Source organism: Paenibacillus macerans, from assembly GCF_050565405.1.
In the GTDB taxonomy this organism is placed as follows: domain Bacteria; phylum Bacillota; class Bacilli; order Paenibacillales; family Paenibacillaceae; genus Fontibacillus; species Fontibacillus macerans_B.
On the sequence record NZ_JBNYYG010000015.1, the window covers coordinates 1 to 18,699 of the forward strand.

The window sequence follows — 18,699 nt, forward strand, 5'->3', positions numbered from 1 at the left end:
TTGGATACCAAAACCATTACGGAATTAAACGCTAAGGTGGATGTCGATAAAGAAGAGTACGAGGATGTAGCTAAAGAGTACTACGCATAGTGGCCCTCGCCCTCCTGGAGGTGCGGCCAGATCCGCTTCTCGGCGATCAGCCGCATGAACGGATACGCCTCGAGCAGCCGGGCGATCGTATCTTCGTTTTCGCGGCGGTTAAACGTGCAGGTGGAATAGGCCAGCTGGCCGCCCGGCTTCAGCATCGCCACCGCATCCCGCAAAATGTCCCATTGCCGCGCCGCGCACAGTTCGACCGCCGCCGGCGACCACTCAAGCATCGCCTCGGGATCCTTGCGAAACATGCCTTCGCCCGAGCAGGGGGCATCCAGCATGATCCGGTCGAAGGCGAGCGGGAAGCGGACGGACAGCTCCGGCGGGGCCGCTTGCGTCACGACGGCGTTGCGGATGCCGAGGCGCTCCACGTTCTCCGCCAGAATCCGCGCGCGCTGCGGATGGATCTCGTTGCTGACGAGCAGGCCTTGTCCGGCCAGCTTGGCGGCGATTTGCGTCGTTTTGCCGCCGGGGGCCGCGGCCAGGTCGAGCACCGCTTCGCCCGGCTGCGGGTCCAGCAGCTCGACGGCAGACATCGCCGAGGGTTCCTGAATATAATAGATTCCGGCGGTATGATACGGATGCTTCCCCGGACGGGTCGGCTCTTCATAATAAAAGCCCGTCTCGCACCACGGCACCGGCCGCATGCCGAACCGTTCCGCCAGTTTGGCGGCCGCCGGCGAACCCGGCCGTATCTTCAGCGTATTCAGCCTCAGTCCATAGGTGCGGGGCATGGCATAGCTGTCCAGTACCGCCTCCGCTTCGGCCGGGCCGAGCATGGCCAGTACCGCCTCCTTGTAAGCGGCTGGCAGGGATGGGATGGTCATGAGGGTATGCTGCTCCTTCCTGATAAGAAAAGCCAAACCGAAATCCTCCTAATGGACCTGTGGGCCGTTATTACGGCGAAATCGAGCGGTTGTAGAATGTAACGGACCCCAGCGCCCTTATTCGGCAAATCAAAGCATGTTTTTAGCTATTTTCGGGCAAATAAGGTCTTCCCGGTCCGTTAGCGAACAAAGCAGGGCGGTTACTCGTTCCAACAGCCGGTCATCAAGCGCCGATTTTTAAATTAAGCCTTCCTTGATCTTTCAAAATTCCGGTTCACTTTTACTACAGCAGTGTACCATATTGCTTTTTATTCTCAAAAGGGGTAGTTCAAAAAGTCATCTTTTGAAGATATAAGAATGCATAGCATCTCGGCACCAGCTTCCTTATATCGCAAGAAAAACCACCGCTAAAGGCGGTCTGGCTTCTGAGCATTTTCATCGATCAAGTTTTTCTTATCACGAAGCTCATGCAAGGAAGCAGATTCGGCGTCGAATCTTGAATTCAGCCGGGCCCTGCGTTGCTCACGTAGCTTCCAGCTACGCTCCGCTACTTTCGTATCCAACCTTCTCGGTGCTCAAAACCTTACTTTTTGAACACTCACTAAAAAGGGGAATGGATGTTCCTTCCTGCCTATGGCATAATGGAAAAAGAAGCGGTCTTTTTCGCAAAACCAGAACGACATGCAAAGGAGAACCTCTATGAAACTGCTGCAGGCTTTATTCTTCCCGCCGGAACAGCCCGGGGGGGTATCTTCGATGATTCCGTACCTGCAAGAACGGTTTAATCCTCCCCATTGGGAGATGGAATTATTTTCTTTGCCGAAACGCATCCGCTCCAAAGGGAGCGACCCCGTCATTTTTCATACCTTCGATTGGCAGGAATTCGCGGACAGCCCGATCGTGCAAAAATACGTCCAAACGTACCGCGACTACTTATGGTGGACGAAGTTGCGCATCAAGCAGCCTTACGACCTGATCCACGCCCATCATCCGATCGCCGGGCTGGCGATGAAGGAGGTTTTTCCGCAGACCCCTTTGGTTCAAAGCATTCACTCCAGTTATGAAAAAGAATTGATCCTGAACGGCCGGATCCGGAAAAACGGGCCGGAGCACCGGTTCCTCACCTCGCTGTACCGGGAGCTGGAGCATCGCACCGACCGGCTGTTTACCGTGTCGCAGTCCTTTACCGAATATTTGGCTCCCTACGTGGACGATCCCGGGGCCATCGGGGTGATCCCGAACGGGTTCGACGAAAAGCGGTTTAAACCGATCCCGCATGAAAACGAGGTCGCCCAACTGGTGACCGTCTGCCGCCTCGTGCCGGCAAAAGGGCTGGATACCCTGCTGCATGCCTGCGCCGAGCTGAAGCGACGCGGCCACAATTACGTGCTGCACATTATCGGAGACGGTCCGATCCGCCAGGAGCTGGAGCAGCTGGCGCAGGAGCTGGGCATCTACGACGAGACGATTTTTTACGGGTATACGCTGCATCCTGAGGAATTCATGCCTTTCTTCGATATCTTCGTGCTGCCGTCGCGCGCGGAAGCGTTCGGCTCGGTGTTTGCCGAAGCGGCGCTTTGCAGCCTGGCGCTGGTCGGGACGGCCGTCGGCGGGATCGCCGAGCAGATCGAAGACGGCGCGAACGGACTCCTGGTGCCTCCGGAGGACGCGAAGGCGCTGGCCGTCGCCCTGGAGAAGGTCATCGTCGATCCGGACTATCGTTACCAGCTCGCGCGCAGCGGCTCGGAGAAAGCCAAAAACCATTATTCGCTCAACCGCGTCGTGCATGAGCTGAAAAAACTGTACCTGCAATTCAAATGAGAAAGAGTTGGATAAAAGTGAATTCATTTCGTTTTCTTCACGCGGCCGATTTGCATCTGGACACCCCGTTCTCCGGGATGTCCGGCGTGCCGGATCGGCTGCGCCGTTTTTTGCGGGAATCGACGTTTGCCGCCTTTGACCGCTTGATCCGGCTCGCCATCGCGGAATCGGTCGATTTCGTCGTGATCAGCGGGGACATTTACGATGCCTCCGACTCGTCGCTGCGCGCGCAGCTTCGGCTCCGGGAAGGCTGGGACAAGCTGGGCAAGCACGGAATTCCGGTCTATCTGATCCGCGGGAACCATGATCCGCTGTCCAGCCGGCGGCTGCGTTTGGCGCTGCCCGGGCACGTGACGGAGTTCGGTCCGCAAGCGGAAAGCGTGACCGCGGTGCGGCGCAGCGACGGTCAGCCGGTGGCGGTGGTGACGGGAACTTCCTACCCGACCCCGGCGGTCACGGAAAACCTGTCGCTGAAGTATCGCCGCGAGCCTGGCTCACCGCTGTATCATATCGCCCTCTTGCACGGGAACGTCGACGGCCAGGAGGGGCATGACGCCTACGCGCCGTGCTCGCTCCGCGATTTGCAGGCGTCGGGCTACGACTATTGGGCGCTGGGCCATATCCACAAGCGGCAAATTCTGAGCGAGGCCCCATGGGTCGTCTATCCCGGCAATATTCAGGGCCGGAGCTTGAAGGAAACGGGGCCGAAGGGATGCTACCTCGTCGATGTCAGGGAGAACGGCGAAGCGGAGCTCTCGTTCCGGCGGCTCGATGAGGTATTGTGGCTGGAAAGCGGCCTGCCGATCGACGGACTCGCCTCCGAAGAAGCCTGGAAGGCCCGCGTCGATGAGCGGATGGACGAGCTGCGGGAGGCTGAACCCGGTAAAATCACCGTCGTCCGGCTGACGTTTACCGGACGCGGGCCGCTGCATGCGCTGCTGCAGTCCGGCCAAGAGGCGGCGGAGCTGCTGCAGGAGCTGCGGCGGCGGGAAAGCCTGCGGCTGGAGGAAGTGTTCCAGGGCGCGGGAACGGAGGTACCGCCGGCAGGCATCGTGTGGCCGTCGGGTTTTAAGCTGGACACGGCGCTGGAGATGGATCGCGATTTGCTGCTGGAAGAGGACAGCTTTCTGGGCGAGCTGTTCCGGCTTGGCGGGAAAGCGGCTCGGGAGCCGGAGCTGCTCGGGGATATCGCCGAACAAGCGCTGGCCTCGCTGGCTGACAACCGCCAGCTGCGGCGGCTGCTTCAAGAACTCGGCCCGGAGGAGCGGCTCGATTTGCTGCGCCGCGCCGAAGAGCTGGCCGCGACTTTGCTGGACGACGATGGGCCGCGCGACGGGAGGACATCCTCATGAAGATCGAAAGACTGCAGGTGAGCGGGTTTGGTCATTTGAATGGCCTGGACGTGGAGTTGCCGGGCCAGGTGACCGTGCTGTACGGCCCGAATGAGGCCGGGAAAAGCACGCTGCTCGGCTTCGTTCGGGCGATGCTGTTCGGCATCCCGTCCCGGGCGCTGGCCGCGGAGCGGTTCGAGCCGGTGCGCGGCGGCACCCACGGCGGCGCGTTGACCCTTCTGGGCGACGATGGAGCCCGGTGGTTGATCGAGCGCTATGCGCAGCCGCCGGAGGGGCGGAATTTGCCGGGCACGCGCGGCGACCGGCTGCGGATCACGCGCAGCGACGACAGCGGACGGCTGCTGGAGGTCTCGCAGGAGGAGATGCGGCGCGAGCTGCTAGGGAGCTTGTCCAAAGCGATGTTCAAGCAGTTGTTTGCCGTCTCGCTCACGGAACTGCAGGAGGTGGGCGCCTTGCAGTCCGAGGAGCTAAGCCGATTCCTGTTCCACGCCGGGATCGGCGGCGGGGCGGCCGTGCTGCGCGGCGAGAAAAGATTGGTCCAGGAAATGGACAAGCTGTACCGGCCGCGCGGGCGGACGCAGGAGATCGCCCGGATCCTCCAGACGGTGGAGCGGCTGGAGCGCGAGGCCGAAGCGGCCAGGGCGCTGCTGCCCCGCTACAACGGCGTGCTGGAGGAGCTGGAGGCGCTCGCGGCGGAGCTGACAGCCTGCGAAGCCGAGCGTGCGGCGCTGGGCCTGGAGGCGGGCCGGCTGCACAAAGCGGCGGCAAGCCGGGCCGACTGGCTACAGCGCGAAGCGATCCGCGCGGAGCTGGCGGCCTTGCCGCCGGCCGCGCGCTTCCCCGAGCAGGGCGCGGCGCGCTGGCAGGGACTGCAGGCGGAGAAGGAACGCCTGCTGCTGGAGCGCAGCGAATGGACCCGGCGGCGGGAGGCGCTCGCGGCGGAGCTCGCGCGGCACCGCCCGGATGCGGCGGTGCTGGCGCGGGAGGCTGCGCTGCGGCAGCTGGCCGGCCGCCTGCCGGGCTACGAGGCCCGGCGGCGCGAGCTCGCGGAGCTTGCGGCGGAGGCCCTCCAGCTGGAGGGGCGGCTGGCCGAGTGCCTGCGCAGCATCAACCCGGCCTGGCGCGCGGCGGACCTGCGCGCCTTCGCCGGGACGGTCGGCGAACGGGAGAACGTTCGCCGGTTTGGGGCGCGGTTCGCCGCGTACGACAAGGAGATGGAGCTGCTGCGGAGCGAGCGCTACAAGCTGGAGCGGGCCGCGGCGAACGCGGAAACGGCCCGCGCCGCGGCGGCCGCGCGGGCGGAGGACAGCGCGGCTGCGGCGCGCCGGCAGTTCGCGATGCTCGTCCCGCAGCAGCGGGGCGAAATCCGCGCCTTGTGGAGCGAGCTGCGCAGCGAATTGGATCGCTGGCGCGAGCGCTCCGCGTCGCGGATGGCCGAGCTGCGCGAAGAAAGCGTCGAGGCGCTCGCCCGGACGCGCCTGCGCGCGCTGTACCAAAGGCTGTTCGCCGCCTGCGGCCTGCTCACCCTGGCCCTGCCCGCCGTCCTGTGGCTGGCGGCGGATTCGCCGTGGAGCGCCGCGGCTACGGGCGCGCTCCTGCTGAGCCTGGACGCGTACCTTGCCGCAGGCGCGTTCCGCGGCGAGCCGGCGGGGCGGCCGCGTCGCCGCCGCTCCTCCACCGCGCCCGGCCGCGACCTCGGCTTCGCCGGGGAGAACGCCGGCACGGAGGCGCGCCTTGCGGAGCTGCTGTCCCGTTTGGTCCGCCATCCGCAAAGCGCCGCCGCCGTTTCCCGGGGCGGCTCCTCCGCTCTCCCGGGGGCGGACCGGTGGGACGAAGAGGAGCGGCAGCTGCGCAGGCTGATGGAGGAATGGCTGCTGTGGGATCAGCGCCATGCCGCGTTTGAAGCGGACGAAGAAACGGCCCGCAGCCAAGCGGCTGCAGCCAAAGCAGAACTGCAGGGCCTCGAGCGGGAGCTGAGCCGGCGGGAGACGGCCTTTGCCGGCCTGGCCGCGGAATGGGAACAGTGGCTCGAAGAGCGCCGCCTTTCCCCCGACCTGTCGCCGGAAGCAGCGACGGACGTGTTCCGCCTGGCCGAGCAGGGCCGGGAATGGCTTGGCCGGATCGACGTCCTGACGGCAAAAACCGCCGAGCTGCGGAAGGAAAACGAGCATTTCGAGCAGGAGAGCTTGGAGGTTGGCCGCATGTTAGCCGGCCAAGGATTTGGCCCTGACGTTGACCTCGCCGCCGACAACGGCATTGGAGCTGGTGATGGCGAAGGCGCCGGCCGGCGAACGGATGCGGTTAGCGCGCTGCAAACCGCTTTGGCATGGCTGGATCGCGAGCTTGAGCGAAAGAGCGCGTACGATCAGCTATCCGCCCAGCTTCTGCCGTTGGAGGAGGAAGGGCAGCGCCTGGAGGATCGCCTGCGGCAGGTAGCGGTGTCGGAGCAAGACTTGCTTGCCGAAGCGGGTGCGTCAAGCGGAGAGAATTTGCTTCGCCTCGGGGCGGCGGAGGAACGCCGTGAGGCGCTGCAACGCGAGCTGCGGCAAACCGAACTGCTGTTGTATGCCGGCCTGGACGCGGCGAAACGCGGCGAACTCGAACGGCTGCTGGAAACGGCGGATGAAGCGGAGCTGGAGCAACGTTTGGAAAGCTCCCGTTTAGCCTTGCAGAAAGCGGAAGCCCGTTGGAAGGAACTGCAGGAGAAGCGCGGGAGACTGCTGCAGGAGCAGGAGGATTTGGCGGCGCGGGGCCAGCGGGAGGATCTGAAGCAGCAGCTTGCGGAGCAGCAGGCTGCGCTGGCGGAAACCCTCGATCAATATACGGTGATGGCCGTATGCCACGAGTTGATCGGACGGGTTCGGCGGATTTATGAGGAGGAGCGCCAGCCGGCGGTACTGCAGGCGGCGTCGGGGTATTTCGCCCGGATGACGGGCGGAGCGTACCGGAGAGTCGTGATGAAGATGGGCAGTCAAGAACTGATGGCGGAGCATGCGGTGCACGGCCCGGTCGAAAGCGCCTTTTTGAGCCGGGGTACCGCCGAACAACTGTACCTGTCGATGCGGCTGGCGATATCCGAAGCGGTGATGGGACAAAGCCGGTTGCCGTTGTTGCTGGACGACCTGTTCGTCAATTTCGACGCCGCCCGGCTCGAAGGGGCGCTAGCGGTGCTGCGATCGGTGTCCGACCGCCAGCAAATCATTATGATGACTTGCCACGAGCATGTCGTTGATCGGATTAAGGCGGCTCTGCCGACCGCGCATATCGTTCAGATGTAAGGGGACGGTTTGCTCGGGGACCTCGGGTTGTTACGGCCCGGGGTTTTCTTTGCGCCGGTACAGGGCCAACATCAGCGCCCACAGCAGGCTGAACAGGCCAAATACCGGATACAGCACGGACAGCAGCGAGCTGAAGCCGAATTGGCTGGTGATGTAGCAAATAAACAGGATCGTGATGGAGATCAGCATCGGCGGCACCTTGATCCGCTGCTGCAATTGCAGGGTTACGCCGTACACGTCGGCGACGAAGGTGCTGAAGATTTCCATGAAAATGAGCAGGACGTAGATCAACTGGATGGTTGTCCCGAGCTGCTGCGCAATGCTGCCCATCGGGATTTCGTACTGCCCGATGCCCGGCATGTAGGCGGACAAAGCAAAGTGACCGGCCATCAGCATAAAACCTACCCCTGCGCCGCCAAGGATTCCGCCCGTGATGATGACTTTGCGGCTTTCGGTGTGGCTGCCGATCGGGACGAGGACCGCCTGGGCCATCGAAAGGTTAAAAGCGGAATACATCAGCGGCGACGCCCAGGCGGCCAACAGGGGGAAATCCGTTTCCAAGGTCAGGAAACGCGTTGCCCCCGGCGAGCCGGCGGTATTGAAGATGATTGTAAGCGAGAGGATCAGCATCAGCGGCACGACGATCGAATTCAGCTGCAGCACCCCGTTGATCCCCCTGCCGAGCAGCAGGTAGGTAAAAATCAAGGTGATCCATAGGCCTGTCTGATAATGAAAGCCCAAATGCTCCATGAAGACAGAGCCGGCTCCCGCGAGCATGACGCTGTTGACGCCGATCAGCACGACCAGGGTAAACAAGCTGAGGGCTTGGCCGATGCGTTCGCCAAACAGCCGACGGTTCAGGTCCTCGTAGGAGCTTGCTTTGATGTCGCGGGCGAGCAGCATCATTTTCGTGCCCAACCAAATGAACAGCATCGTCGATAACAATATCGTCAATATTCCCCATTTGCCGTACCGGGTGAAAAACGTGAGAATTTCCTGTCCCGTCGCGAAGCCGGCTCCAACGACGGTGCCGATATAGGTGAAAGCGATCTGCAGAACTTTTACGGCGTTTTTCATGGTTTTCCCCCCGGTTCTTGTGCTATATATAGTACAAGGTATGTTGTCCACCAACGGGACATGACTTAAACCTATAGAGAGGTAGTTCAAAAAGTCATCTTTCGATCACGAAGCTAGTCCAGAGGCTTAATCGACGTCGAATCTTGAATTCAGCCGGGCCTGCCGTTGCTCACGTAGGTCTGCCTACGCTGCGCTACTCAGTCCCTAGCTTCATCCAACCTTCTCGGTGCTCTAAACCTGACTTTTTTAACCTTCATCGAAAGCTGTAGTTCAAAAAGTCATCTTTCGATCACGAAGCTAGTCCAGAGGCTTAATCGACGTCGAATCTTGAATTCAGCCGGGCCTTGCGTTGCTCACGTAGGTCTGCCTACGCTGCGCTACTCAGTCCCTAGCTTCATCCAACCTTCTCGGTGCTCTAAACCTGACTTTTTGAACCTTCATCGAAAGCTGTAGTTCAAAAAGTCATCTTTCGATCACGAAGCTAGTCCAGAGGCTTAATCGACGTCGAATCTTGAATTCAGCCGGGCCTGCCGTTGCTCACGTAGCTTCCGGAAAGCTAACGGACACCAGAAACGCTATTGGCCCGCTTTGGGGCAGTTTCCGTTTCTAACGGACCGAGGAGACCTTATTTCGGTTAGAAGCGGCTAAATGGCTGCCATGAGAGCCAAATAAGGTCGCTGGAGTCCGTTACAGCGGGAAATAGCCGGGAAATGGGCAAATAAGGTCATTACGGTCCGTTACGTTCTGTCGCGCTACTTTCGTCTCTAGCTTCATCCGACCTGAAGCGTTTTGAAAAAACGCACTTCGGAAGCATACGCTTTCGGTGCTCCAAACCTGACTTTTTGAACTTTCATCGAAACGGTTGTCAAAACCCGCCTTTTTGAAACACGCACTATAGAGATTGATCTGTGGAGGAAAAAATATGGAGCTGTTAAAACAAAAGATCGTAGAGCAAGGCGTCATCGTCTCGGACCAGGTGCTGAAGCTGGATGGGCTGATCAACCATCAGGTAGATCCGCAACTCACGATGCAGATGGGCAAGGAGTTTGCCAAGCGGTTTGCCGATGCCGGCGTCACGCGGGTCGTAACCGTGGAATCGTCGGGCATCGCCGTGGCGTTTGCTACCGCTTACGAGCTGGGCGTCCCGCTGCTGTTTGCGCGGCGGAAAAAAACGCTGCTGGCCGAGCCGGATATGCTCTGCGAGCGGGTTCCGTCGTTTACGAAAGGGATCGTCACGGACATTCTGGTGTCGCGCGAGTTCATCGGGGAACAGGACCGGGTTTTGTTCATCGATGACATTATTGCCAATGGGGATGCCGCTCGCGGGCTGATCCGAATCATTGGCCGCGCCGGAGCCGAGCTGGTCGGAGCGGGCATTATCATTGAAAAATGCTTCCAGCCCGGAGCCCAGGCTATCCGTGGGCAAGGCATCCGGCTGGAGACGCTGGTGCGCATCGCGTCCCTGGAAGGCGGACGAATTACGTTTGCCGACTAGCCGGACAAACGGGCAAAGAAAAAATCGCCAATTTACGGTTAATCCTTTGCAGGCCCCCTTTTTTTCGCTATAATGAGGATTACTAGGGAGAGGAGGCTTAAAGAATGGGGAAAGAATTGGCAGTAGACGCGGAGTTCTTTATTTCGAAATTGTCCGAAGCGAAGGTTACCTTTGAACGTGCCCTGGATTGCAAACATACGGAGTTTGATGACCTTTATCCCTATATGCTTGAACATCCCCAGTTTTTTTGGTACAAACGCTATGTAGCATGGTCGCAATTGTTGACGATAACCGGGCTGTGCCAAGAGCTCGATGTGCCCTGGAAGGATCAGTTCAGTCCGCAGCAGGTAGGGTATTTGGAACAAAGGGTTATGTCGGCCAAGGTGCTTGATTTCTGGTTTGAGAAGAACGACAGCAAGGAGCATGCCTCGCGTTAAGCGGCGGTTCGGAAATATTGCCAACCGGCATGCAATAGCTTCAAGTATAATGCAGGCCCCGTCAGGTTTTGACCGGCGGGGCCTTTTTTTGGTGGAGCATTGCTAGGGAATCATAAAGCATGGGACGGACGGTGAACTTCACCCGACGCGTATGGCATGTTGCATGACAGCTGGGGGAGCGACGCTGGTCAAAGTGCAGGACGGCTAACGGACCTAAACGCCCTTATTTGCCCGAAAAAGGCCAGGGAGACGTGCTAAAAAGCTAAATAAGGCGTTCCGCTTCGTAACTTCCGTTTGTTCGGCGTGCGCTTTATTATATAATAAGTCACAGGAGGTGGGTGTTTCGATGATCTCGGATGAGGAATTAAACGAATTCCGATTGACCGGCGAAAAGGTGCGGGTGGTGCGCGACGGGATCGAAGCCAACGATGTCCGGGGCATCGTCGTAGCTTGGGACGACACGCATGTGCTGATTCGCAAACCGTCCCGCAACGTGGTGAAGCTGAACCGGAACTACATTTATCAACCCTCGCGGGAGCCGCGGGTTTCGCCGGGGGATTAAGCATATTTTTGGCCGGGCGGGACATCGTATAAGTGATCCCAACAGGAAAGGATGTTCCGCTCATGTCGCTGGTCAGCGATAAAATAAAAGCCTACAAAGACGAGATCAACCGTTTCGGGGAAGCCATGCCGAAGGTGACGGAGGCGTACCATACGTTTACCGGAGAAAGCCTGTCGGAAGGATCCCTGGACGCCAAAACCAAGCAACTGATCGCCCTCGGCGTCGCATTATCGACGAACAACGAAATTTGTACGTTTTATCATGCGGAGGAAGCGAAGTCCAAAGGGGCCACGGACGCGGAAATTCTCGAGACGGTTGCCGTCGCATCGGCCGCGTTGGCGGGCAACGCCTTGTCGCAAGGCGTTACCCGGGTACAGGAAGCTTTGAGCGTACCGCCTATCCAATAACGCGGCTAAGTCAAAGAAGGGAATCTTTAAGGGAGTTGTCTCGCTGAGGGTTCCCTTTTTCCGTTTGCTCAGGTGGGGGATGAAACGTTCGGCGCTCCGTCCCGCGCAGCCGTCGGGGCCGGTGGAATATGCGCCTTACCCGTGCGGCTCCCGTTGCTATCGCCGCTGCCGCCCAAATAGGCGCGCATTCGAGAAGACACTTCCCGCTGCAATCCGGCCCAGAGAATTCGCATTTTGCCGTGGAAACCGCGGCACCGGTATTCGGCCTGGATGCCGTTCTCATCCTGGCTGATGCGGTAAATTTCAATGTCCCGTTCGCGGAATTTGCCGTGAATCTCCGCGAGTACGAGCGTCACCCGGCGTTCGCCGCCGCGGATGAAATCGACGTACGCCTCCGGACTCTTCAGCAGCCCGCTTTGCTCGAGAATGCGGGCGTCCCGCTGAAACACCTTTTGTAAAAATCCAAGCAGCAGCGCGCTCTTGATCAGCGCGAGCTCATCCTCTTTAAGGCCGGGAACCGCCATATGAAAACACCGCCTTTATACGAACTTATGTTCTTATCATACTCCAATCTGGCGGTTTTAATCAAGAGTCCCCCTAGGATGATTTAGGATTGACTTTCGTCCTTGCCCCATGTTAAGATATTTTTTGCCGCTGTGAAAATTATTTTCGATAAAGCGGATGTTATGCGGTCGTGGCGGAATTGGCAGACGCGCACGGTTCAGGTCCGTGTGGGCTAACCCCCCGTGGAGGTTCGAGTCCTCTCGACCGCATCGGTTTCACGATGAACAAGCTCTTAAATGGCCGGATGGCGATTTAAGAGCTTGTTCTTTTTTGGGCGTTAGTAAAATTCGGACAAGATTGGCTTGATTTCGCTTGGTCCGGCCATTTCCGGGCCGAAGCAGGCCTTGGGTTGCCGGTCGTTCGTCCAGGGCTCCAGACTGCATGCGTCTTTCACGCCCCGGATCATCCATGAGCGAACCTTCTCGAAGGAGATTCCGGTATTGTAGGCATGGATATGATTGATCCAGACCGGTTCCTTGAGATTGATAAATTCGTGAGGAACCTTTAAGGCGTCGCGCCAAGTGATTTTCGGCGATTGGCCCTGCAGATACTTTCCGACATGATGGATCGTTGCGCCGTAGCTCGGCAGCCAAAAAAAGAATTTGCCAAGCCGGTTTTGCACGGAGTCGTAAACGTACCCATATTGGGGCACGAGGGCTAGCGTATCTTTTTTCGGCGTAAAAGCGTGCAGTTTTTGGATGAACTCCTTGTGGTACATATCGTCGCTGGACAAATAGACGCGATAGAAGCTGGGATAGCCTGCAATGTCCTCCGCGACATGGGCATGATACGCTCTGGGCGTCACAAAGCGAACGTTTTTCGGCAGCGGCCCGTAACGGCTCAGAACTTCATGAACCGTTCGTTCGGATGCCGGATCGTACAGAACATAACAGGAGAAATCCTGGGAGGTTTGGAGCCGCAAGCTTTTTAGCGTATAGGTCATGAATAGACCCAGCCTGTTTTCGATCCACTTCCGGGTGAGCCGGTCCGGCGTTCCGCCCCAATTGTTAAAGTGAATTTCGATAATCATTTTCTTGGGTTTCCGTAGGTTTTCCTGCATAAAGTATCGGCCTCCTCCAATTCATGCGGTGTTGCAAAACCAAGCTCTCTAGCATCTTATGCTAGCATGCTATCTTGGCATGGACGCATTCGTAGATTCGGCGATGAATTCCGCATTTAGCGGGCAGACGCATTTCGACGGGGGGACGTCACGAAACTAAGGCTTGACACCTTTTTGATTGCATGATAATATAAATCTCGTTGCCGCAAAAAAAGGCGATAACGTAATGAGCGGTCGTGGCGGAATTGGCAGACGCGCACGGTTCAGGTCCGTGTGGGCTAACCCCCCGTGGAGGTTCGAGTCCTCTCGACCGCATTACCTTAACAATGAACGAGCTCTTGAATTTCCTTCTGTGGAGATTCGGGAGCTTTTTGCATTTTCGGGATATGCAAGGTACTCCTCATCACTTAAAGCCGTCTTAGGCGAAGAGTCAAAATAATGCACGCCAGCGGGTCGCCAAACTATACCGTGCTTCACTATCCCCCTTGCTACAATAAAACTCATAGAGGTAGTTCAAAAAGTCGTCTTTCGAAGTTATAAGAAAGATTTGGCCTCTTCAGCACCAGTTTCCATATATCGCAAGAAAAACTACTGCTAAACGCGGTCTGGCTTCCTAGAAGCTGCCTCGATAGGTGTTTTTCTTATCCCGAAGCAGGTTTGCTGGAGTAGCCTCCTACAAGCTAACGGACACCAGAAACGCTATTGGCCCGCTTTAGGGCAGTTTCCGATTCTAACGGACCGAGGAGGCCTTATTTCGGACAAAGGCGGTTAAATGGCCGCCATGAGAGCCCAATAGGGTCTCTGGAGTCCGTTACAGCGGGAAATAGCCGGGAAATGGGCAAATAAGGTCTTTACGGTCCGTTACGCAGCTCCGCTACGACCTAAAGCGTTTCGAAAAAACGCGCTTCGAAAGTATACGCTTAGCGTTTTGAAAAAACGCAATCGGAAGCATACGCTTGGGTGCTCCGAACCTGACTTTTTGAACACGCACTCCTAGAAGAATTCTGTGCTGAGCTCCGATTGTAGACAGGGGGATTTTCTTTTGAAGAAGGATGAGCAGTGCTTGGCAACACTGGAAACGGATATTTTGGTGGCCGGGGGAGGCGTGTCGGGGGTGTCGGCGGCGCTTGCGGCGGCCCGAAACGGAGTGAAGGTTGTTCTATGCCAGGATCGGCCTGTGCTTGGGGGCAACGCTTCTTCGGAAATACGGATGCATATTGTCGGAGCGGCCAACTCCAAACGAGGAAAGGCGCTTGAAACGGAGGCGCGGGAAGGCGGCATTCTGGAAGAGATCCTGCTGGAAAATGCCGTTCGCAATCCCCAGCGGAGCGCCTCGATGTTCGACTTGATCCTATACGAGAAATGCCGAGCCGAGCAGAATCTGACGCTGCTGCTGAATACTACGGTCATTGACGCGGAAGTGGAGGGGGGACGAATCGTTTCCGCTCTGGCGATTCGGGAGAGCACGGAGCATCGGTTTCGAATATTAGCCAAAGTGTACATGGATTGCACCGGGGACGGGCGGCTTGGCAAGGAAGCAGGCGCGTTATATAAAACCGGGCGCGAAGCGGCAAGTGAGTATGGAGAGACGCTCGCGAATGAGCACGCGGATTCGTATCGGCAAGGATCGTCGCTTTTGTTCACTACCCGGGATATGGGCTGGCCCATGAGCTTTACGCCGCCTTCCTGGGCGCGCAAATTCACGGAGGAGGATCTGAAATTCCGCGGCCACTCCACCTGGGAATACGGCTATTGGTGGGTCGAGTTCGGCGGGATGCTGGACACGATCGCCGATAATGAGGCCATCCGCGATGAACTGCTGGCGATTATGCTGGGCGTTTGGGATCATATCAAGAATAGCGGCAATCATCCCGATTCGGAGAATTGGGCGCTGGACTGGTTCGGGTTTGTTCCTGGGAAAAGAGAGTCGCGCCGCTTTATCGGAAAATACCTGCTGACCCAGGCGGATCTGGAGCAAGCGGTACACTTCGAGGACGTGATCGCGTACGGAGGGTGGCCGATGGATACGCATCCGCCTCAGGGCATTGATGCCACCGAGCAGAACCCGGCCCGTCAGCCGTTTAGCCGGTATGTATACGGTATTCCGCTCAGCGCGCTGATCAGCGCCAATGTGGAAAACTTAATGTTCGCCGGACGCAACATATCGGCAACGCATATCGCCTTCTCCAGTACGCGGGTGATGGGAACCTGCGCCGCCATGGGACAAGGCGCAGGCACGGCTGCCGCATTCGCCGTTCAAGCCGGCTTGACGCTGGATGACGCCCTCCGCGATAAGGAGTTCATCCAGCGGGTTCAGCAGCAGCTATTGAAACAGGACGCCTATTTGCCGGGCATCGCGCCGGTTAAGGACAACTTGGCGTTAAGCGCGACCCTCCGCGCTTCTTCGGAACAGCCGGAAGGCCAAGCCGCCCACGTCACCGACGGCTATACCCGGGCGATGCATGGAGCGGGCGGCGCCAGACCGGAGCTGGCCGTCCCCGGGACGCACCGCTGGATGTCGCAGCCGGGCGATCCTGCCCCGTGGATCGAGCTGGAGTGGCAGGCGCCGGTGTCGATCAGCGAAATTGTGCTCGTGTTTGACACGGGCATGCACCGCAGACTGACCCTGACTCATTCGGACGAAGTATTGAGCATGATGGAATGGGGACCCCAGCCGGAGACGGTTAAGGACTTCCGGGTGACGGCGTTTTTCGCCAATCCCGGGACTCCAGCCCGCCAGGTGCTGTCCGTTCAGGATAACTACCAGCGGCAAATCGCCCGCCGGATAAACTTGGAACAAGTCGTGAAGCTGCGCGTGGACATCGCCGGCACCAACGGCCTGGACCATGCCCGCATATTCGAGATTCGCTGCTACGAATAATCGATCCCTCTAAATAGGCCAACCGAAATCGGTTGGCCTATTTGGCCTGCCGGAGGCGGTGAAACAGCTTCTTGCCGCATCGGCAACCGAGCAGGTCAAAATATTGCACATCAAGGAGTCGGAAGGCTATACCGTAATCCCCAAAGCCTCTTGCTACAATAAATCCATAGAAGAACGGCAGGCGAAGCCAGGCAAGGTACGGCTGCCGGGAAAGAGAGGCTCACATGGATAGTTATACGTTGAAAAGCAAGGAAATCCCGCTCCATTCTTCTTTTGATGTCATCGTTGTCGGAGGCGGCCCGGCGGGCTGCACCGCGGCGGCTGCGGCAGCCCGGGAAGGAGCGCGCACGCTATTGATCGAAGCGACCGGAAGTCTCGGCGGAATGGGAACCTCGGGGCTGGTTCCGGCCTGGTGCCCGTTCTCCGATAAGCAGAAAATGATCTACCGCGGCCTTGCCGCCAAGGTATTCGATACACTGAAAGCGCAAATGCCGCATGTACAAGCAGATGCGCTGGACTGGGTTCCGATTGAACCGGAGAAGCTGAAGCGGGTATACGATGATCTGGTGACGGAGTCTGGCGCCAGCGTGCTGTTTATGACGGCGCTTGCCGATGTGGAGCGTGGCGAGGACGGCAACGTGACGGCGATTGTGGTGCTGAACAAGGGCGGGCTTCAGGCGTTTCGGGCCAAGGTCTATGTGGACTGCACCGGGGACGGCGATGTTGCCGCATGGGCCGGGGCGGAGTACCGGAAAGGGGACGCCGTAACCGGCGAGCTGCAGCCAGCTACGCATTGCTTCATCCTTGGCAATGTCGATGAATATGCGTATCTGACCGGGCCGAATCTTCACGCCGATAATCCCCAAAGTCCGATTCACGAGGTCTTCCAGTCGGGAAATTATCCGGGCATTCCGGATACGCACCTGTGCAACAACTTGGTCGCTCCGCGAGCCGTAGGCTTCAATGCCGGCCATCTGTGGGGCGTCGACAACACGGATACGTTCACCGTTTCGAATGCGATGATCGAGGGGCGCAAGATGGCTGCAGCGTACCGGGACATGCTGGCGGACGTTCAGCCCGCTACATTCGGAAACGCCTTCGTGATGAGCACGGGCACATTGATCGGCACCCGCGAATCGCGGCGGATCCTCGGCGACTATGTATTGACGGCGGAGGATTATATCGAACGCAAAAGCTTCGAGGACGAGATTTGCCGCAACAGCTATTTCCTGGACATCCACGGTACGAAGGAGGAGCAGCAAAGCGGTACAGGCTCCAGCCTCACGATCACGCTGTATGGCCCGGGCGAATCGCACGGCATTCCGTACCGCTGCCTTACGCCGCGGGGCTTGCGCAATGTTTTGGTGGCCGGACGCAGCATTTCGTGCGACCGCCGGGTGCTGGGAAGCGTCCGGGTCATGCCGGTATGTCTGGCGATGGGGGAAGCGGCCGGACTGGCGGCGGCGCTGGCCGCAGGTCAGGCGGAGAACGACGTTCACGCCGTGGACGTTGCCTTATTGCGCAAACGGCTGAAGGAAGAAGGCGCCTACTTGCCGGATATCGAAGCGAAAAGCCGCGGAGGTGAACGCGAGTGAGCAGTGAACAAGTCATTGTGCAGAAGAGGGTCGCGGCACCGAAGAGAACGTACTGGACGCGTAAAAGACGGGAACAGTGGGCCGGGTGGTTTTTTATCGCGCCCGAGGTCATCGGCATGATTATCCTCTCCGTATTCCCGCTGGCGGCCAGTCTTTTCCTGAGCCTCACCGAATGGAATCTGGTCGGCGGGCTGTCGGCGATCCATTTTATCGGGCTGGACAACTTCGTCAATCTGTTTAAGGATAATCACTTTATTCTGGCGCTGAAGAACAATGTACTGTTTACGGCCGGTACGGTGCCGCTGACCATGCTGCTCGGCATCATCCTGTCGGCGCTGATCCATAAGAAGCTGTATGGCAAGGCGTATTTTAAAGTGGCGTTCTTCATCCCTTATATTTGTTCGACGGTAGCGATTGCGGCCGTGTGGCAGGCGCTGTACCATCCGTCCAAAGGCCCGCTGAACCAGATGCTGATGCAGCTGGGGATTTCCAGCCCGCCGCATTGGCTGGTCGATACAAGCTACTCGCTGATTGCGATTATGATTATTTATATCTGGCAGATTTTGGGATACCAGATAATTATTTTCCTGGCGGGAATGACGAATATCCCGGAAGAGCTGTACGAAGCGGCGACGATCGACGGGGCTACGGGGATCCAGCAGTTCCGGCGCATTACCGTGCCGCTGCTCGGGCCGACGACCTTTTTCCTGGCGATTACGAGCACGATTTCGTCCTTCAAAGTGTTTGACATGATCAAGTTCCTGACGAACGGAGGCCCGAACTACTCCAGCACGGTTATTGTGTATCAGATTTATGAGGCAGGGTTCGAGCGCTTTAAAATGGGGTACGCCTCGGCCATGTCGTGGGTGCTGTTCCTGATTATTATGCTTGTAACGTCGATTACCTGGATTACGCAAAGCCGGAAAGTCCACTATTAAAGGTAGTTCAAAAAGTCATCTTTCGATCGCGATGCAGGTTCAAGAAGTTTAATCGACATCGAATCTTGAATTCAGCCGGGACTTCCGTTGCTCACGTAGATCTGTCTACGCTCCGCTACTCCGTCCCTAGTTTCATCCAACCTTCTTGGCGCTCCAAACCTGACTTTTTGAACCCTCATTGAAACGGTAGTTCAAAAAGTCAACTTTCGATCACGATGCAGGTTCAAGAAGTTTAATCGACATCGAATCTTGAATTCAGCCGGGACTTCCGTTGCTCACGTAGATCTGTCTACGCTCCGCTACTCCGTCCCT

General features: G+C 58.2%; 13 protein-coding genes, 2 tRNA genes and 1 pseudogene. 12 read left to right on the forward strand and 4 right to left on the reverse strand.

Annotated elements, in window-relative coordinates; translation table 11 throughout:
- Positions 1–86: 86 nt before the first annotated feature.
- Positions 87–920, reverse strand: a pseudogene (locus ACQ4N8_RS11555) (RsmB/NOP family class I SAM-dependent RNA methyltransferase); the annotation flags it as partial.
- Between the two features lie 699 nt (positions 921–1,619).
- Here ACQ4N8_RS11555 and ACQ4N8_RS11560 point away from each other — a divergent pair.
- The 3 genes from ACQ4N8_RS11560 to ACQ4N8_RS11570 are packed head-to-tail and all read left to right on the forward strand — an operon-like array spanning position 1,620 to position 7,371.
- Positions 1,620–2,741, forward strand: a complete 1,122-nt coding sequence (locus ACQ4N8_RS11560; RefSeq protein ID WP_430704510.1) for a glycosyltransferase family 4 protein — start codon at positions 1,620–1,622, stop codon at positions 2,739–2,741.
- A gap of 17 nt (positions 2,742–2,758) precedes the next feature.
- The gene (locus ACQ4N8_RS11565) at positions 2,759–4,093 is read left to right on the forward strand and encodes a metallophosphoesterase family protein (protein ID WP_430704511.1); all 1,335 of its coding nucleotides are present in this window, start codon (positions 2,759–2,761) and stop codon (positions 4,091–4,093) included.
- Positions 4,090–7,371, forward strand: coding sequence for an AAA family ATPase (locus ACQ4N8_RS11570; protein WP_430704512.1), 3,282 nt, complete (start codon positions 4,090–4,092; stop codon positions 7,369–7,371). The genes ACQ4N8_RS11565 and ACQ4N8_RS11570 overlap by 4 nt, the downstream gene beginning before the upstream one ends.
- A gap of 30 nt (positions 7,372–7,401) precedes the next feature.
- On the opposite strand, the gene ACQ4N8_RS11575 is transcribed toward ACQ4N8_RS11570, so the two are convergent.
- A complete protein-coding gene (locus ACQ4N8_RS11575; RefSeq protein WP_430704513.1) occupies positions 7,402–8,448 on the reverse strand; it encodes a YkvI family membrane protein in 1,047 nt (348 codons plus the stop codon).
- A gap of 922 nt (positions 8,449–9,370) precedes the next feature.
- On the opposite strand from ACQ4N8_RS11575, the gene xpt reads away from it, so the two are divergent.
- The 4 genes from xpt (at position 9,371) to ACQ4N8_RS11595 (ending at position 11,349) form a co-directional block, all read left to right on the forward strand.
- Positions 9,371–9,943 (forward strand): xanthine phosphoribosyltransferase, encoded by a 573-nt coding sequence (gene xpt, locus ACQ4N8_RS11580; RefSeq protein ID WP_430704514.1) that lies wholly within the window; start codon positions 9,371–9,373, stop codon positions 9,941–9,943.
- A gap of 104 nt (positions 9,944–10,047) precedes the next feature.
- Entirely contained in the window at positions 10,048–10,380 is a 333-nt protein-coding gene (locus ACQ4N8_RS11585) for a hypothetical protein (RefSeq protein WP_430704515.1), read from the forward strand.
- A gap of 346 nt (positions 10,381–10,726) precedes the next feature.
- Complete coding sequence (locus ACQ4N8_RS11590; RefSeq protein WP_430704516.1) at positions 10,727–10,942, forward strand: hypothetical protein; 216 nt, start codon at positions 10,727–10,729, stop codon at positions 10,940–10,942.
- Positions 10,943–11,004: 62 nt separating this feature from the next.
- Positions 11,005–11,349 (forward strand): carboxymuconolactone decarboxylase family protein, encoded by a 345-nt coding sequence (locus tag ACQ4N8_RS11595; protein WP_430704517.1) that lies wholly within the window; start codon positions 11,005–11,007, stop codon positions 11,347–11,349.
- 68 nt (positions 11,350–11,417) lie between these two features.
- Here the strand turns inward: ACQ4N8_RS11595 and ACQ4N8_RS11600 are convergent, their stop codons facing one another.
- Positions 11,418–11,873, reverse strand: a complete 456-nt coding sequence (locus ACQ4N8_RS11600) for a hypothetical protein (protein ID WP_430704518.1) — start codon at positions 11,871–11,873, stop codon at positions 11,418–11,420.
- A gap of 164 nt (positions 11,874–12,037) precedes the next feature.
- Here ACQ4N8_RS11600 and ACQ4N8_RS11605 point away from each other — a divergent pair.
- Positions 12,038–12,122 (forward strand) — tRNA-Leu (locus tag ACQ4N8_RS11605).
- Positions 12,123–12,190: 68 nt separating this feature from the next.
- Here the strand turns inward: ACQ4N8_RS11605 and ACQ4N8_RS11610 are convergent.
- Positions 12,191–12,973 (reverse strand): glycosyltransferase, encoded by a 783-nt coding sequence (locus tag ACQ4N8_RS11610; protein ID WP_430704519.1) that lies wholly within the window; start codon positions 12,971–12,973, stop codon positions 12,191–12,193.
- Between the two features lie 230 nt (positions 12,974–13,203).
- On the opposite strand from ACQ4N8_RS11610, the gene ACQ4N8_RS11615 reads away from it, so the two are divergent.
- The 4 genes from ACQ4N8_RS11615 to ACQ4N8_RS11630 all read left to right on the forward strand — a co-directional run bounded on the left by ACQ4N8_RS11615 (position 13,204) and on the right by ACQ4N8_RS11630 (position 18,387).
- Positions 13,204–13,288, forward strand: a tRNA-Leu gene (locus ACQ4N8_RS11615).
- Positions 13,289–14,036: 748 nt separating this feature from the next.
- On the forward strand, positions 14,037–15,854 hold the full coding sequence (locus ACQ4N8_RS11620) for an FAD-dependent oxidoreductase (RefSeq protein ID WP_430704520.1): 1,818 nt from the start codon (positions 14,037–14,039) through the stop codon (positions 15,852–15,854).
- A 224-nt stretch (positions 15,855–16,078) separates the two neighbouring features.
- Positions 16,079–17,449 (forward strand): FAD-dependent oxidoreductase, encoded by a 1,371-nt coding sequence (locus ACQ4N8_RS11625; RefSeq protein ID WP_430704521.1) that lies wholly within the window; start codon positions 16,079–16,081, stop codon positions 17,447–17,449.
- On the forward strand, positions 17,446–18,387 hold the full coding sequence (locus ACQ4N8_RS11630) for a carbohydrate ABC transporter permease (RefSeq protein ID WP_430704522.1): 942 nt from the start codon (positions 17,446–17,448) through the stop codon (positions 18,385–18,387). The genes ACQ4N8_RS11625 and ACQ4N8_RS11630 overlap by 4 nt, the downstream gene beginning before the upstream one ends.
- Positions 18,388–18,699: the final 312 nt, after the last annotated feature.

Bases quoted from the DNA above. Each gene is read 5' to 3' on its own strand.
- ACQ4N8_RS11560 (WP_430704510.1), top strand. From the start codon at position 1,620: ATGAAACTGCTGCAGGCTTTATTCTTCCCGCCGGAACAGCCCGGGGGG.
- ACQ4N8_RS11570 (WP_430704512.1), top strand. From the start codon at position 4,090: ATGAAGATCGAAAGACTGCAGGTGAGCGGGTTTGGTCATTTGAATGGC.
- ACQ4N8_RS11575 (WP_430704513.1), bottom strand. From the start codon at position 8,448: ATGAAAAACGCCGTAAAAGTTCTGCAGATCGCTTTCACCTATATCGGC.
- xpt (WP_430704514.1), top strand. From the start codon at position 9,371: ATGGAGCTGTTAAAACAAAAGATCGTAGAGCAAGGCGTCATCGTCTCG.
- ACQ4N8_RS11585 (WP_430704515.1), top strand. From the start codon at position 10,048: ATGGGGAAAGAATTGGCAGTAGACGCGGAGTTCTTTATTTCGAAATTG.
- ACQ4N8_RS11590 (WP_430704516.1), top strand. From the start codon at position 10,727: ATGATCTCGGATGAGGAATTAAACGAATTCCGATTGACCGGCGAAAAG.
- ACQ4N8_RS11595 (WP_430704517.1), top strand. From the start codon at position 11,005: ATGTCGCTGGTCAGCGATAAAATAAAAGCCTACAAAGACGAGATCAAC.
- ACQ4N8_RS11600 (WP_430704518.1), bottom strand. From the start codon at position 11,873: ATGGCGGTTCCCGGCCTTAAAGAGGATGAGCTCGCGCTGATCAAGAGC.
- ACQ4N8_RS11610 (WP_430704519.1), bottom strand. From the start codon at position 12,973: ATGCAGGAAAACCTACGGAAACCCAAGAAAATGATTATCGAAATTCAC.
- ACQ4N8_RS11625 (WP_430704521.1), top strand. From the start codon at position 16,079: ATGGATAGTTATACGTTGAAAAGCAAGGAAATCCCGCTCCATTCTTCT.